Below are 15337 nucleotides of genomic sequence, written 5' to 3'. Positions count from 1 at the left end.
TTTCAAGCATGTTTAATCTAACGGTGTAAAGAGTCTCGTCCGGGGAATTGTCCGAGCGCCCTGGGAGGTCAAGGGAGCTGCGTCTTGCTAACAAGGGGGGGGCAATTGGTAAAGCAGGCAGGTACCACAGGCTCCTAGCCAAGTGCTGTAGGCACTCTAGGGGAAAACGAAACAGTAGCTCAAGAAGGCTAGCGCATAGCAGGTTTTCTAATATGGACAACCAGGATCGTCAGCGAGCGCAGAACAAGGAGCCCCTATAACGTTTAGCCATGACTTAAATAACAGCGCGTCTTGCGGCTTAATGCGCTCTTCGCACTAGGATGGCAATTACTACAAATAACGCAGTATCTTCGATGACATCGATGCTGATGAGGGGGCGGAGCAAGCATGTGGTTGAGCGAAAAATTGTAGCTAAACATCGCTAAAAGGAGAGCCGCAATCTGCGGCTCTCCCTTTTATGGAACCTGGTTCCCTCCCGGTTAACTAATTGAAGAAGTAATAGATCCCGACGCCGAACCCGAATGAGCTGAAATCACCAGATACCGTTGCTTTTGTCGAGCCGACTGTGGCTGTGGCCTCGACTGTAGCGGTGGAGTAGGCTATCTCGGTGCGCAGGGCGAGATTCTTGTAGAGGTGCTGCACCGGCATGAATAAGCCGGCATGGACGTCGAAGCCGGAGCCCTCGGTCTTCACCGAACCGCCGGCAAATGACTCTTCAGGCCCTTTTATGAAGGTGTAGCCGAGCCCCACGTACGGTTCGGCGGTGTAAGTTTGGTAGAGCTTTATCGGCTTGTCGAAGACGTAATCGCCGCGAATGCCATAGGTGGTAAAGCTACCCAGCCCCAAGTGTCCGGAAGCGACGAAGTTGTCGGTGATCCAGTACTCGGCGGAAGGTCCGATCCCGAGGTTGACGACGGAAACTTCGAGCCCCGCGCCATACTTTCCCTTCATGGCGAAGTTTTCCAGTTTCCCGTTGATCTCGCCATCCGATCCCGACCGGTCAGAATTGGAACGGCGCGGTTTGGGGCGGTCGGAGTCGTCGTTCCTTGCACTTTTCTCGCTTCCCTTCGGCACGTATTCCACGCCGTCCACCATGATACTCTTGGTCGGCTTGGAAGATGCCATAAACATCAGCCTGGAATTCGCCACCTCTTCCGCGTGTCCGGTTGCAGCAAAGAGTGTGCTGACAAGGCAGCAAAATCCGATCAGATTTACCATAACAATTTTTCTCATCGCGTCCCTCCACAGGATATTTTCCAACCAGCCTTTATTCAATTGCCGCTGAATGTCAGGGACACCAGCTCCTTTGCCGCCTCGTCGGTTTCGGTGCCGCCGAAGCCGTAGATGCCGTACCGTTTGAAGTCGCCGATCCCGTTCCATAAGGGGTCGCCGCTGTTTCTGCCCAGCAGGAAAACTTCCAGGGAGGAGATGAAGGTCTTGGCGACCACCGCGTCCATCTGCTCGATCTTGAGTTTCGGCAGGAGCACGTAGTCCGTTTTCAGCGCCGAACAGATCGCGCTGGTCAGCTTCTTGTCAAAGGCCCCCGTGCTGTCATAGCCGCTCATCAGCTTCTCGAGAACCTCCAACTTGCCGGCCTCGTTCAAGGTGTCCAGACTGCTTTGAGGAGTGATCACGGTGGCGCCGGGGAGCTTCGTCTTTACGGCTGCGACGATCTTGCCGTTCAACGCCTTCTTCAGAGGGGTGTGAGAGTCGGTGGAAAGGCTGGTCTGTGACTTGACAGGGAGTATTGCCACCGTCTTGTCCCTGAAGGTTTCCTGTGAGGGGAACGCGTTGTCGACATGATTCCCGTTCTTGGTGGTCATGCAGCCGAACAGATTTAGCACCGTGAACATGAGCAGAATTGCGCAAAGTCTTGACAGTTTCATTTTCTTCCTCCGATGGGTGTATTGGTTCCGTGATGGGACTCGTTTTCACCGATTCCGTTAGCGACGGGTGGCCGCCGAATCGTCGAGGATCGTGCCGTTTCGGTTCCCGCCGCCGCTTTCGTCGCATCCGGCGAGCAGCATCGCAATCAGCGTGACAGCAATCAGCAACAACAAAGATCTTTGTTTCATGTCCGTTTCCCTCCTTTACCGAAATAGTCACCTTCCCGCTTAAGTCTGTTTCTATTGCACTCAGATGACCTGAAAATCGTAGTATCCTTTCGGATTGCGGGTCACTACCACGGTGCCGGCCATAATGGGTGACGAATCCCCAGATGCACCGGACGCAGCATAAAGCGGCACCTTGCGAGTCACCGATCCCTGCGGCGTGGTTATGGTAACGGTGGCCACTTCGGGATTGCTTCCGTTAAAGTAATTGACCGCTATCTTGTAGGCACCTTCCTGCAGTGTGCTGCACGATGTGAAGTAATGCTCCGGGCCATAAGAGCTGGTAATGTCCAGATCAAGCATGCCGACGGTCCCCTGTTTGTTCAGGTAGAAGACATGGTTGCCATCAGGCTCGAGGACATGAAGATCGACGTCGGGCTGGGCTCCCCAGGTCAGAGTCACCGTGATCGGTCCTTGTCCCCCCTGTCCACCGGGTTCAATGAGGGAGGAGAGGGCACTCTTGATGCGGGCGATGATTTCTGCCCGGCCCTCGCGGTCCGGATTGAGGTACACCTCCGTCATGCCGTGTCCGCTGAGGTCGCTCGTAGTAAGGCTTACCGTGAAGTTCGCCTGGAGAACTGACAGGCCACTGGCCGCGCGCAGGCCGTTTATCACCAAGTCATTGGTTGATGTCAGGTAGTCACTGTTACCTGCTATGTGGGCTGCCGGCGAGGCTATGCCGAAGATCTTGATGGAACTGGTCGGTATCGCGTCGTCACCTGAGGTGAGGGCTGCGTAGGCGGAGTTTGCGTACAGGTTGCCTTGGGAATGTGGAACGAGCAGAATCTTTTGGTTCTCGGTGATCGAGCCGCGGATGAAGCCGACGATATCGCGCAGGTCCTCATCGCTGTAGCCGATACTCTCGGCATCACGAATCTTGTCGATGTTATAGGCGCGAGCGAACTCGACCAGTGCGTCGGGAAGCCCTGAGCCGATACCGGATGTGAGAGCTTTGATCAGCAGTTCGGCCGCCACCCCCGGATACTCATTGAGTTTTTGACGGAATACGTCGGCAAGATCGGACGTCTTTCCGTGGGTCTTGTTGTAGGCGATCGATACTTTCACCGTCTGCCCGTTGTGGGTCGTGCCGACCGCCCTCTGAAGATCAAGGGCGGCAGGCCTGGCGTCCGTTGTCCAAATGCCGTTGATGTAAATGATCGAGTAGTTGGCAGCGGCGCAGGCTGAGACAGCCGCCGAAGAAACGGCTGGAGCTGAGATAACGGAGGCGAATACAGTAATGAGCACTGCGGCAATTTGAATCGCACGAACCAGGATTTGCATAAACCCCTCCTTTACATTCAATTTGGTAACGAAGCAGGGTCGACGTCGCAGAGCGTCGCGGGGTCCCCTGAAGGAATGGTGAATACCTTGCCTTCGAGATGCCTCTCGTACTCCTCGCGTGCCTTTATTCGATCCGGTGTGTTGGCCATTAGGGCATCAATTTCTGCCATGGCCGCAGCCGAGCCCGTCGCGGCGGCGACGCAGGCCCCGGCGCGAAGAAGTTGCGACTCCTGCGCAGTTGCCTGGCTGGCCGTGGAGACATTGACAAAAGACGCTTGGACTCCCTTGGCATATTGTTTGAGAGCGCTGCGAGTCTTTGCCGAGTCCGGATGGGCCGTCGAAATATGACGCTCGATGTCATCTCTTACGCCGTCTCGGTTTGTGTCAACGCCTGCGACAGTGGCAGTCTCCTGGCTGGGGGAAGGGCTGCTTGAGTTCCCGCCACCGCTGCTGCACGCTGAAAGCGCGACCAGAGCAGTTGAGAGGAAAATCCTGCTTACTTGATTAACCATGTTCGTCCTCCTTTGTTGGGGGCAGATCGTCGAAGAAGCTAACAGGAAAATAATTAAATCACTACAATGCCAGGCTTGAATCTTTGGCGGGAAATGCAAGGGTTGCGTGACTTGTGGCGGCGTCATGTGTCTTGCCAATCTTTGTCCCAGTGGGCGACCATCACGGCGAAATTTATCATCAGCTCCTTAACCTCACGGCGGGCGTGTCTGAAATGGCAGACCAACTCCTTCTCTTGGTCGTCCGCAAACGAACCTTCTTCATCGCCAGAGGGACGGAAAAAATACCAGATCGGCACTGAAAGGGCCTTGGCGGCAACCTGGAGCTTTTCCACGTTGAGCCTGTCCTTGCCGCTTTCGTAGCGCTGGACCTGCTGGTAGGAAACATCCAGCATGGTGGCGAGCATCTCCTGAGTCAGCGACAGCTCCAGCCTGCGGCATTTGATTCTTTTGCCGATCTCACGACTGCTTACGATCTTTTTGCGGTCCATATCCCTTCCCATCACACGGAATCAGGCAATGCAAATCATCTGAGATCAATAACGACGGAACGGAGGGGAATTAACAAAGGGCAGTGAAAAAAATATACGAAGGATTATTTGTGGGGAGACTTCAAGGGGGGGCTCTTGGCCTGCCGGTAGTGGCAGTAGTGCTTCTCAATAGAGCACCGCCGCGTCGTGTGCTTCCTTGAGCCCCTTGACACCGGCCACGTAGGCGATGGAGACCGACTTGGGGGCGTAGACGGTGGCGTCGTTTCCCGCCCGGCGCACCTTGACAAGTCTCAGAGTCTATGGGTCGCTCCCGTGCCCCGCCGCGACCAGCACTCCCACGTCCGGCACCCCCCCCCGGCAAAGAGCCCGGAAATCCTCGGGGCCGACCGGGCCTGAGAGCCCGAGCGCCTGAGCGCCCTTGCAGCAACAAAGGCTGCTTTCGGGTTCCTCCGCAGGTAGTAGTCCTCCCTGGAGAAGTACCCACCCGCGTGCCCTGCGGTCATCCCTTTGGATAAGGTAATCATGACTTGCCCCGTCCTTGCCGATTCGACTTCGTCACAGGGGATGACAAGTCGGCAATCTTTCAAGCTAAGAGCAGAAAATTACGTTGATCGGAGTTAACGTACATGGTAGCCTATAGCGCGCCATTCGGCGCTATCGCAGCATCATGCTCAGGGACATCAGAACGCAAGCCCACCTGAAACCGGGATAGAAGCGTTAGGGGTCTGAACTGGTGGAGAGGATATTGAGAGATAGTTCCCTCCATCAATGAACAAGAGTTGTCACTCTTTCTAATCCGAAAGCTATTTTTATAGGAAACCAGCCTTGGCTTCTTATATAGGTGACTTCTCTAACTGTTCAATAACAGGCAATATTACTTCTGATGTAAACAAGTTGGGTGGCATAGTATGGTCTGGACAGATGAAATTATAAAGGCAAGTGCGAAGATTGATGCTGAGAAAAAGGCTACTGAAAGCTGGCGTATTGAACGTGATCAAAACATTGGACCGATAATAATGCGTATACTTAACGAACTTGGATCTACACTATGGGGCCGAGGTCTTTTTGGAGCAAAATACTATACCAGCTTTTATAGCGGCAGTTGGTACTTGAGCAATAAATTCAGAGTAACGAGTTCAGATGACACAGATTACGGTATTTGCATTAAAGTAAGTGTTTTTGACAACAATTATTTTGAAGTTTGCACATATAACCCTTTTAACAAAATTCAATCGAACAAGCAATTTAGCGAAGAGGAACTTAAAAATTGCTGGTAAGCTACGGAGTGTGTATTTCATTTGTGAAAGGCTGAAAAAAAGCAGATAAGAAGTTTCCAACCAGCGCCAAGACCGGCCCAAAAAACAGGCGGTCTGCTTATTGCGTTGTCCCCAACTGCCCACAAGGCACCTAAATTCAAGCTTCAACTAACTATATCATCGGAATCTGCTGAGCCGGATGGAGGCATCATGTATAATTTACTATTCAAAGAGACTACGGGAAGTCTACGAGTTTTTCTCCATGGTGTGCTTTCTGAGATTTCAGACATTTGGTGGACCAAGTGTGTTCTGAATGTGCTGAGCCCAGATCAAAAACGGCAAGTTGAGGAAAGCCGGGTGAAAGATCTAAGCGGGCTCGATCTCCAGCCACTTATTATTATCTTTGACAGAAATTGGAAGGAAATTTCGAAAAGAAGATCGTTGCCCCCAACTGTACGAACGTACCTAAAAGAAATCCAAGCTATACGCAACCAATGGGCACATCCCACGGGTGAAGTTGATCCTGAAGAGGACATATGTCGTTCTCTAGATACGTTGGAACGGCTTCTAAAGCATATTGAAGCGGATTCTGCTCTTATAGCCAGGGTTGCTGAAAGAAGGAAGCTGGAGGAAGGCTTGAGATCCAAGGCTAGGCAGCAGGAGGAGGGCAGCCGACAGGAAGAGGCCAAGCAGAGAGATGGTTTTAAGAATGACAAAGAGTTCAGAGAAAACAGTAGTTTTGGAAACAACAATGAGTTTACTGGCAAAGATGGAGCAATTCTGGGCATCCCGCTAAATGTGTTTAATGTATTCAAAAAATATGCTATTATTTTTAAACAGCACTACGAAGATGAGTTAGCTAAAACAGCTGCAAAAACAGGAAGTATGGACAAGTTTTCGATAAACTCAATAAATAATTTTGTGGAGGCAGGTGTTAAACGAGCAGTTTTGGAGAAGATATATGATAAGCTAAATGATCTTGTTGATAATTATAATTTCGACATAGGAAAAATCGATACGCTTGCAGAATTGATCGTTAGTTCTATAGCCGATGATGGCAAACAGCAAGAAGATCAAAGCTCCAAATCCCAACAACAATAAAATCATTCCTCGGCGATCTCGATAACCAGTGCCGTGATGTCGTCGTTCGACTTCCTGCCGCGCGACCTGGTGACAAGCTCTTCTACCGCCGCGGCGATATCCCCGGTTTTACTGTAGACATCCATCACCAGATTGGCCGCCTCGGTCGTGCTGTAGGCCTTGGTAACTCCATCGGACATCAGCAGGATAAGGTCGCCTTCCTCTACGCTGCAGCTTTGCACTTCGATCTCCAGCGTCTTACCCAACCCGAAATAACGATAAATATCGCCGTGTATCTCATGGAGCCTTGTCAACTGGCGCGGCTCCTGTCCCTCCTTGATGAGCATGCAAACGGTATCACCGGCATGAAATAACGAGAGCTGCTTCTCACGGAGCCAGGCAACCGTGCCGGCGCACCCTCCCAGCGGCCGGTCCGTCCCTTCTATGAAGCCCCAGCGAAAGATAGCCACATTCGTCTGCTGCAAGAGCCTGTAGAGCCCCTGCCACTCGGTAGCGTAAAGATCACCGTGGCGAAAGAAGTCGGCCAGGGAGTCGGCCATGGCCTGTGCCGCCGCCATTCCCATGGGGGCGCTGCCGATGCCGTCGAATACCCCGAACAGCTCTCCCCTGTGGGCCCGGCTGACGAGCGCAATGTCACTCGTCAGGAGCCGGTAGCGGTCCTCGTAGGGGTGCTTCGGGCTCTTGAGCCAGGACACTGCGGCGCACCCTCTCGTTTCGGTTTGCCTCATTCCCATTCTCCCCCGACATCTTTTGACGGCAAGGGGGGCGTCTCCCGCACCGACAAAGGCTCTTGCATGCATACCCCGAGAGCGGACAGCATTTCATCGACTTCACGCACAAAGTCCCCGGCCATGCCATTTTCACATTTCACAGTGCACCTGGTCCAGCGCACCAGGTCCCCAATGGTTCGTATCTCCATGAACTCGAGACATTTGCGGGTCGTGGGTGAGAGGTCGATGTCTTTGATCGCCAGGTCGAGGACGATGAGATTGACGAACGCAGGCTCCGGTTTGCCGCTCCAAGGGGCATCTCCAGCCTGAACGTCGGCCGCATCCTGAGACGAAGTGGGATCTGAGGTGTCGCTGCCAGAAGCTTCCATCTGCTTTACATTCGTGCGCCGTTGTATCTCGGCATCCACTATCTTGACGTCCCGCCCGTATTTCAGCTGTGAGAGTGCGCGGATATATTCCCCAAGCTCTGTGTCCTCCGGGCTCTCATCCCGTTCCGTTCTGAAGCTGAACGGTGCTATCGCCTCCCTGTTCAGGTTCATTCGGGAGTAGCCGTGAAAGTTGGGGAGGCCGAGGATGTCGAGCTGGTCGAAATAGGGGGTGAGCCCTCTGGCCAGCCGCTCGGCATCGGTGGCCCCGGTCCTGAAAAGAATGGTCGTCCCCACATTGCCGAAGATCGCAGCCAGAAGGTCGTTTCCAGTTCTTCCCGATACGTCCCCCAACTGGGAGCAGTACTGGGTGGCAAGCACGAGGCCGAGCCGGTACTTGCGGGCCTCGCTGAGAAGTTCGGTGAAGTTGTCCTGCGGGAGGTTATGGGCCTCATCCACGTAGAGGTAGAAATCCCGCCGGCTTTTCTTCGCCATCTCCCCACGCCTCATGGCGGCGAACTTGAAGCGCGCCACGAACATGTTGGCCAGAAGGGCACTCACCTGGCTGCCAAACCTCCCTTTGCCGAGCTTGACAAGAAGTATCCGACCGGAGTTCATGATCCCGTCGAAATCAATCTGCGACCGTCCCTGACCGATGATCCGCCTCAGCGTGGTGTCGTTGACAAAGCGGCTGAACTTGGAGGTGACGTAGGGGGACATATTCTGCATACAGGCCTCGCCCCGCGCTGCCTCCATCTCCCGGACAAAATCGAGCACCTGCTGGTCGGACATCGTCTTCATCAGCCAGTGCCTGAAATCCTCGTCGAGATAGCACCTGACGAAATCCAGCACCGTCGGCACATACCCCTTTCGCGGTTTATCACCCATGAGGAGCTTTAGCATGTTCCGGAAGTGCTGCTCGAACATGGGACCTCCGGTCTGCCGCATGTCGTAAACGTGGTCGAGGGTCCGGTACAGCTCGTCGATGATCAGGTCCCGCTCCTCTATGGTGCGCCACTCGATGATGTTGAAACCGATGGGACGCTCACGGTCGAGAAGGTCGAAGAGGATCACATCCTCAGCCCTTTCGCGGGGGATCTTCGCCAGGATGTCATCGACCATCTCACCATGAGGGTCGATGACAGCCAGTCCCTGCCCGGCCCGGATATCCTGCAGGATCATCGTTTCCAGTAGCGTGGACTTGCCGGTGCCGGTCTGCCCCATGATGAAGCAGTGGCGCATCCTGTCTTCGGCATCGATGAATACCGGCTGCGACATCCCCTGGTGCTCGTTGACGAAGAGCCTGACGGTGCCGGAGCCGGCTGCATTGGTGGGGGGGAGCTGGGCGAGCGAAGTCCTGAAACGCTTGACGGGAAGCCCCGGGATGTCACGGGACGGAGGGGCGGGGAGCCGGAAGGCACAGGCCGCCTCGGCAAGGGTAAAGGGAGTCGTGTCGAAGTAGTAGTCGGCGGCGAGGACTTCGCCGGGCGATACCTCGCCGAAGGCGAACCCTCCAAGGAAGGCGGAGCTGTCACCCTTGTCATGCCGTATCCCCGATATCGCTCTTCCCAGGACGTTTGCCAGGGAGGAGTCGATGGGACGGGTGGCAAGGAGGAACACGCCAATGTTGAATCCGGTCTCCTTAAGCTCGATCAGCCGTTGTACATAGATGTCGCGCAGGATGCCGACGAGCCTGTTGAGGGTGAGCTGCGCCGTGCCGACCCCCAGGAGAAACCCCTCGCAACGCCGGACCAGATCGAAGAGAGCAGCGTTCTCGGAGGCGGCGTCGGCACCGGATTTCATGCGGATGACGATCTGGACCGGGTCAAGCTGGCCGGTCAGCGCTTCCAGGAGCCGCAGCCAGTCGTCGTGGGAGGGGAGCCAGGGGAAGAGATGCTCGATGGCGTTGTCGTCTCCCTTCGCTGAAAAGTTGCCGTTGTCGGTGAAGCCAACGGAAGGCTGCCTGAGAGGGGCGGTCAGTACCACCTGCTCCCGGTTGCGATGAATCGAGACGGCGTGGCTCGGGGCAAAGGGGGCGATGCAGGCGCGGAGTTCGTCTTCGGCCGTGACCGGCGCCCAGCCCGCTTCGGGAAGATAGGCGCCGAGAAGCGGCATGAGGGCCAGATAGCGGGAGGCGACGGCCTCCTTGGCCTTGACCTCCGTTTTAGCGCGACAGCGGATCAGGAGGTGGATGTCGATTTTCCCCTGCGCCTTGTGCATCAGGTCGGGGGAGACGGTGAAACGAAGTTCCTGGGTGATGTCCGGCGACCAGGAGGCGAGCGCGGCAAGAAGCGACTCCCGGGCATAGCGCAGCTGGTCCGGATCGATGCGCGGTGCCGTAAGGTTGTCGGCGGCGTTGTAGTACGAACCGGCGAGGAGATCGCTCTTGACCAGCGAGGAGACGCGGAGCGCCGCCAGGGTCTCGAATCCTTGTATAAGCTTGGATGCTAGCATGAAGGGGAAATGGTGCATCAGTGGCCTCCTGGAAAAGACGGGCGATTTGAAAGGTGGTGCCCATTGAATTGCAGTGCGCTCATGATATGGCAAGCCGTTGTATGAGAAAAGAGAAATAAGGGAGAAGTAACCGGAAAAGCTAGCTCTGTTCAAGGTTCAGGATGTGGTCGATTGCCTCATGCGAAAGCCCTTGAGCAAGCAACTCGCGGGACATGGCTTTCTTGACCTCCATGTTCCTGACGAGCAAGGCCGGATGCCGGTAAGGATAGGGGGGGATTTCCCGGCAGGAACCATGGAATCCTTCGAGTAAGTGGGCTTCGGTGCAGCCGCAGCCGGGAAAACTTCTTTCGAACATCGACATACTTGACCTCCTGAGAGAATGGATACGAATATAACAACGACAAATAGAGAACAAGACGACAGCGGAGGAGCCGACAGGCAAAAAGACTCCAAAAAAAGGTTGACGGACAGAGATAAATAATTAGAATGGCGCGAGGATTGGATAAACCAACCTGAGCAATGCGGACAGTGGATGGGGCAGATGGAGAAAACGGGCGAGAGCGGAAAACTGAATGAACAGCCAAAAGTCGACCGGACGGTTCTTTCCGGGAGTTCCGACCAGGAAGTGGCTGGCCTCTGCCTCGCGGGGCGGCGGGACGCCTGGGAAGAGTTCTACGCCAGGTTTGCGCCCGACATCAGAAAGGCCATTGAACATACGCTTCTTTTCTCGTCTGACCTGGATTCCTTCGACTGCAAATTCGAAGAGAGTGTGTGGGACATAAACGAAAATATCGTTAGGAAATTCTGTGAGGAGGGATTCCTCTCCAAGTGCAGCGATCCTTCGGGTATCCGCCCGTGGCTGAAGACGGTCGCCGCCAATCAGGCACGGGACTGGCTGAAGGAGCGGGGACGGCTGAAAAATCTGCCGAAACAGCAGACGGAGCAGGGGATGCGCTCTCTTGACGAGCCTCTGTATGAGGACTCCGAGACAACGCTGGGAGAGACGATATGCGACGAGACGGATATCGACCGCGCCCTGCGCTGTTACCTGGGAAGCGTACTGGACGAGATCGACCGGCTCGACAACAGGAGAGATTTCTGGATCATGCGTCTTAGCCTGATGGCTGCGATGCCCCTTATCCCTGAAGAGGCCGGGGAACTCGCGGCGTTCAGCCCGCTTCCCGAACAAACCGTGCGGGAAATGCTGGAGAGGATCGTCGCCTCGGTGGAAGAGCGCGATGCGAAGAGATCCGTGGATCTCGGACGCGGTGTCTTACTCTGGCACCAGTTGAGGCGGCTCGAAGGCGAGTTGCGGGCGGCGTTGCGGGACTCCTCGCCGGAGGCGGTGCGAAAGTGCGAGGATCTGCGGGAAAATATCGCCCGAAAGACGAAAAGGCGGGAACAGATTCTTGCCGTCGGGAAGAAGATTCCGCGTCCGTCCAACCGGGAGATCGCCGCACTGGTCGGGATAACTGAAGAGCAGTATGTAACGACCATCCTGGGGAGGGTGCGCGACGCACTTGCGAAGAAACAGGGTGTACCCTTCGCGCGGAAGCGGGAATGACCGACTTTGTTTCGAAACGCGTGAACACATTTACAGATACGTCATATAAGGCAATGACATGACAGAGCGAAAAGAGACATCTTCGGGCGGCATGGAACGGAGGGAGCCTGGCTGTTCGAGCTACGGGGAAGAGGACTTTGTCCGCTATCTCGGCAAAGCGATGACCGGTCCTGAAGCCGAGCGTTTTGAAGCGCATGCCGACAAATGTGATGAATGTCTGAGAATGCTCTACCGCTGCCAAGTGGAACGGGAGAGACAAAAAGATGAAGAGTTCGCCAGAAGGTCGATGACCCTGCACGACAGGTTTGGCAGAGCCAAGACCGGGAACCTTCTGGAGATCGTCGCCAGGGCTTCCGGGAAACTACTCGAACTGGTGTCGACCACGGGGGAGCTGTTAAGGACGCCGACATTCGTGCCGGCAAGGGGGGAATCAGCAGCGGAGGAAAGGGCTGAGCCCCTTCGCATCATGCAGGAATTCGGAACGCCTCCCATCTCTCTGCAGGCGTCACTCGAAAGATGCCGAAAAGAAGGCTGCCTTGATCTGAAGATATCCGTTTATGATCGGGAAGAAGAGGAGTTCATGCCCGGCATCGCGATAGAACTGGCAGGACCCGAGATTTTGGAGGAGATGACCACCGATGAGGATGGTGAAGTCTCCTTCAGGATAGAAAGAAAGGGTGAATACAAGGTGAATCTCTCTTCCGGCGCCCGCCGGATAGGCGAAATCTCCCTCACGGTGGAGATGGGCTGATGCCCCTGAAGCCTCCCTACACAACTGAAGAGATGCAGGAGCTCGTCAGGGAGGATTCCGGCTTCAGGAACCTGATCGCCTCATTTCCGCAGTACGAAAGAGAATTTGTAGAGGCCATCCTATCCGACCAGTCGTTTTTCACCAACGCCGTAAAGCTGCTGCCAACGTCTGAAAAAGACACCGCATTACCCTTCCTGACTGCCGTCTTCGAAACACCTCAACAAGCGCTCGCCCTGTACAGACAATGCCGCTTTTTCGAGGCACGCGACCTGCTGGTAAACACCCTGAAGCTTTACAACTACCGCTGCAACACCATGTCTGTCGGGCTGAACAGCGCTGTGGAGTTTGTAACCAAGCGTGTCCAAGCCCTCTCCTGCAGTCTGCTGGGCGATGTCGAATGGGAGTTGGGCAACTCCGATAGGGCAGGTGACTACTACAATCAGGCCCTGGAACTTGCCGAAGAGACCGGCGACCTCGATACGATTGCGAAAGCTTTACAGGGCTTGGGGGTCTATTCCTGGGACCTCGGGGACCTTGAGCAGGGACTGACCCTTTGCAATCGGGCGCTGGAAATTCTTGATGGCCAAGATGACCGCTGGAACACGATAAACAGGGCGTTGTCCTCGCTGGGCACCATGTATGCTGAGATCGGGCAGTACGACAAGTCCCTTGAGTATGCGGGGAAGGCGGTGGATCACTGCATCAGCGAACGCCAGACGCTCCCCATGGCGCTCAACAACCTGGCCGGTATCTACATGGATATTGATGAGTACGATACGGCCCGGGAAGCTCTGGAGGAGGCACTGGCAATTATCCAGCAGGAAGGGAACGCCCGCCGGGAAGCCCTTGTTCTTAACAATCTGGCGATCTGCATGCTCCGACAGTCTGAAGCCGCAGACAGTATCGAGGTAGCTTTGGACCTTCTGGAAACTGCACTCGCGAAGAGCAGGGAGACCGGGTCGCGGAGCCTTCTGTCCCAGACCATTGGGAACCTGGGGATCATCCGGCAGCTCACGGGCAGAATCGCCGAGGCCAGGGAAGCCTTCCGGGAGTCGGCGGAGATCTACCATCGGATCGGAGCGAAGTCCAGCGAAGCGGCGGCCTTGCACCAGTTGGGGCACCTCTTGAAGGAGCATACGGGTGATCTGGACGCAGCTTGCCGGGCCTACCGGGAGGCTATCAACCTTGTGGAGGTGATCAGGGGAGGGCTGAAGCGGGAGGCCCACCGCATCGGATATGCGGATACGACGGGAGAGCCTTACTTTATGATGATCGAGGCGCTCCTTCAGCTCGACAGGCCCGAAGAAGCCCTCACATATGTGGAAAGGGCCAAATCGCGGGCGCTTCTGGAGTTTCTATCGCGACAGCTTCGCGACGAGCTGCCAGCCAGGAGGGGCACGGCGGCGTTTCGTCGAGCGAATGAGGTCTTGGCCGAAATAGAGGAGATCCGGAAGACTCTGGAGGCCATGCAGCGGCAGGAGGAGCAGGAGACAGAACCGCCTGAGACAGAGCTGCCAGGCGAGCGCGGCGCAGGTGCGGGTTACGACGATCTGCAGGACCCGCTGGTGGAGCTACTTGCCGAAAAGGAGCGGGCTTTTGAGGCAGCCTGTGCCGAACTGGACCTCCATGAACCGGACAACGGGTCGCTCGCCAGGGTCCTGCCTCTGACGCCTGAAGAGATCAGGGATACCCTCCCCCCCGACACTTTGCTCCTCGACCTCTACCAGAACAGTGACGGCCTCACTATCTGGGTTGTTGGCCCTACCGGCCCGGTCATGGCCGTGGCGGTCGACCTGTCGCTCAATGTGGCTAGAGACGGCGTGTGGGGGCTACTCTCCGCGATGCGGGACGGGCGGACCCTGGACGTCCGCTCCCACGACTACATCCGGGAAGTGCGGCGCCCCCTGGCCGATCTTTACGACCTACTGATCCGCCCCCTTGAGCCGTATATTGCTTCCAGCCGCAGGCTCATCATCTCCCCCCATCTCTGTTGGCACTACTTCCCGTTCCAGGCGCTCTACGACCGGGAGGGGAAGGCGTTTCTCTGCGACCGATTCGAGATCGGCTATTCCCCGTCTGCGTCCGTGTTGCGGCTCTGCCTGCGGAAGAACCGCCTCCGTCGCGACAGCGCGCTCATCTTTGCCCGGAACAATGGCGACCTGCCCCATGTGGAGAGGGAAGGGGAGTTGCTGGCCGGGGCGTTTCACCCTGGGGGGGAGCTCTATCGGGGCGAGAAGGCCCACCTGGGGCAGTTGAGAAAAAGGGGAGGCGGGTGCGACGTTGTCCATGTCGCCTGTCACGGTATTTTCGACCACGAGCAGCCGTTTCTATCGGGTCTGGACCTGCCGCCCGGTGAAGGGGAGGAAAGGAGGACTTATCTGCTTGACTTCTTCCACCAGGAGCTTGACTGCAGCTTGGTCACTCTGAGCGCGTGTGATTCTGGTCTTAATCGCATCACCAACGCAGATGAACTACTAGGACTCAGCCGCGGACTCTTTTATGCGGGTGCGGCTTCCGTCATGTTGAGCCTCTGGCAGGTGTCGGATGCTTCCACCTGTTACCTGATGGAGAACTTCTACTGGCATTATGTGAAGAATCGGAAGAGCAAGACCTCAGCCCTGCAACTGGCCATGCAGGCTGTGAAGGCGCGGCCTGAGTATGCGCACCCCTATTATTGGGCGCCGTTTGTGGTGATGGGAGACTGGCGATAAGCCTTTTCTGTC

The 15337-nt window shown here is 55.9% G+C and carries 15 protein-coding genes; 5 read left to right on the top strand and 10 right to left on the bottom strand.

Features of this window, described 5'->3' with window-relative positions; genetic code table 11:
* Positions 1–483: 483 nt before the first annotated feature.
* The 7 genes from KP003_RS14305 to KP003_RS14280 form a co-directional block, all read right to left on the bottom strand.
* Positions 484–1125 (bottom strand): hypothetical protein, encoded by a 642-nt coding sequence (locus KP003_RS14305; protein ID WP_217299765.1) that lies wholly within the window; start codon positions 1123–1125, stop codon positions 484–486.
* 146 nt (positions 1126–1271) lie between these two features.
* A complete protein-coding gene (locus KP003_RS14300) occupies positions 1272–1886 on the bottom strand; it encodes a hypothetical protein (RefSeq protein WP_217299764.1) in 615 nt (204 codons plus the stop codon).
* Positions 1887–1943: 57 nt separating this feature from the next.
* A complete protein-coding gene (locus KP003_RS21510) occupies positions 1944–2075 on the bottom strand; it encodes a hypothetical protein (RefSeq protein WP_275423195.1) in 132 nt (43 codons plus the stop codon).
* Between the two features lie 60 nt (positions 2076–2135).
* On the bottom strand, positions 2136–3392 hold the full coding sequence (locus tag KP003_RS14295) for a YfaP family protein (RefSeq protein ID WP_217299763.1): 1257 nt from the start codon (positions 3390–3392) through the stop codon (positions 2136–2138).
* A 17-nt stretch (positions 3393–3409) separates the two neighbouring features.
* Entirely contained in the window at positions 3410–3904 is a 495-nt protein-coding gene (locus tag KP003_RS14290; protein ID WP_217299762.1) for a hypothetical protein, read from the bottom strand.
* 122 nt (positions 3905–4026) lie between these two features.
* Positions 4027–4392 carry a helix-turn-helix domain-containing protein gene (locus tag KP003_RS14285; protein WP_217299761.1) on the bottom strand — a complete coding sequence of 122 codons (366 nt, stop codon included), beginning with the start codon at positions 4390–4392 and terminating at the stop codon, positions 4027–4029.
* Positions 4393–4557: 165 nt separating this feature from the next.
* Positions 4558–4671, bottom strand: a complete 114-nt coding sequence (locus KP003_RS14280) for a relaxase domain-containing protein (RefSeq protein ID WP_217299760.1) — start codon at positions 4669–4671, stop codon at positions 4558–4560.
* 629 nt (positions 4672–5300) lie between these two features.
* Between KP003_RS14280 and KP003_RS14275 the strand changes: the two genes are divergently transcribed.
* A complete protein-coding gene (locus KP003_RS14275) occupies positions 5301–5669 on the top strand; it encodes a hypothetical protein (RefSeq protein ID WP_217299759.1) in 369 nt (122 codons plus the stop codon).
* Positions 5670–5858: 189 nt separating this feature from the next.
* Complete coding sequence (locus tag KP003_RS14270) at positions 5859–6749, top strand: Swt1 family HEPN domain-containing protein (protein ID WP_217299758.1); 891 nt, start codon at positions 5859–5861, stop codon at positions 6747–6749.
* 2 nt (positions 6750–6751) lie between these two features.
* On the opposite strand, the gene KP003_RS14265 is transcribed toward KP003_RS14270, so the two are convergent.
* The 3 genes from KP003_RS14265 to KP003_RS14255 form a co-directional block, all read right to left on the bottom strand.
* Complete coding sequence (locus KP003_RS14265) at positions 6752–7477, bottom strand: PP2C family serine/threonine-protein phosphatase (RefSeq protein ID WP_217299757.1); 726 nt, start codon at positions 7475–7477, stop codon at positions 6752–6754.
* Positions 7474–10317, bottom strand: a complete 2844-nt coding sequence (locus KP003_RS14260; protein ID WP_217299756.1) for a type IV secretion system DNA-binding domain-containing protein — start codon at positions 10315–10317, stop codon at positions 7474–7476. The genes KP003_RS14265 and KP003_RS14260 overlap by 4 nt, the downstream gene beginning before the upstream one ends.
* Positions 10318–10438: 121 nt before the next feature.
* Positions 10439–10660 carry a hypothetical protein gene (locus KP003_RS14255; RefSeq protein WP_217299755.1) on the bottom strand — a complete coding sequence of 74 codons (222 nt, stop codon included), beginning with the start codon at positions 10658–10660 and terminating at the stop codon, positions 10439–10441.
* Positions 10661–10840: 180 nt separating this feature from the next.
* Here KP003_RS14255 and KP003_RS14250 point away from each other — a divergent pair, with 180 nt between their 5' ends.
* From KP003_RS14250 to KP003_RS14240, 3 genes are read left to right on the top strand one after another with little or no spacing between them, the layout of a single operon-like run.
* Positions 10841–11863, top strand: coding sequence for a hypothetical protein (locus KP003_RS14250; protein WP_217299754.1), 1023 nt, complete (start codon positions 10841–10843; stop codon positions 11861–11863).
* A 58-nt stretch (positions 11864–11921) separates the two neighbouring features.
* Complete coding sequence (locus KP003_RS14245; RefSeq protein WP_217299753.1) at positions 11922–12614, top strand: hypothetical protein; 693 nt, start codon at positions 11922–11924, stop codon at positions 12612–12614.
* Positions 12614–15325 carry a CHAT domain-containing protein gene (locus KP003_RS14240; protein WP_217299752.1) on the top strand — a complete coding sequence of 904 codons (2712 nt, stop codon included), beginning with the start codon at positions 12614–12616 and terminating at the stop codon, positions 15323–15325. The genes KP003_RS14245 and KP003_RS14240 overlap by 1 nt, the downstream gene beginning before the upstream one ends.
* The last annotated feature ends 12 nt before the right edge of the window (positions 15326–15337 follow it).

The sequence above is a fragment of the Geomonas diazotrophica genome (assembly GCF_019063885.1).
GTDB classification, from domain to species: domain Bacteria; phylum Desulfobacterota; class Desulfuromonadia; order Geobacterales; family Geobacteraceae; genus Geomonas; species Geomonas diazotrophica.
Note: the sequence above shows the minus strand (reverse complement) of the source record. Positions and strands in the feature narration are given on the sequence as shown.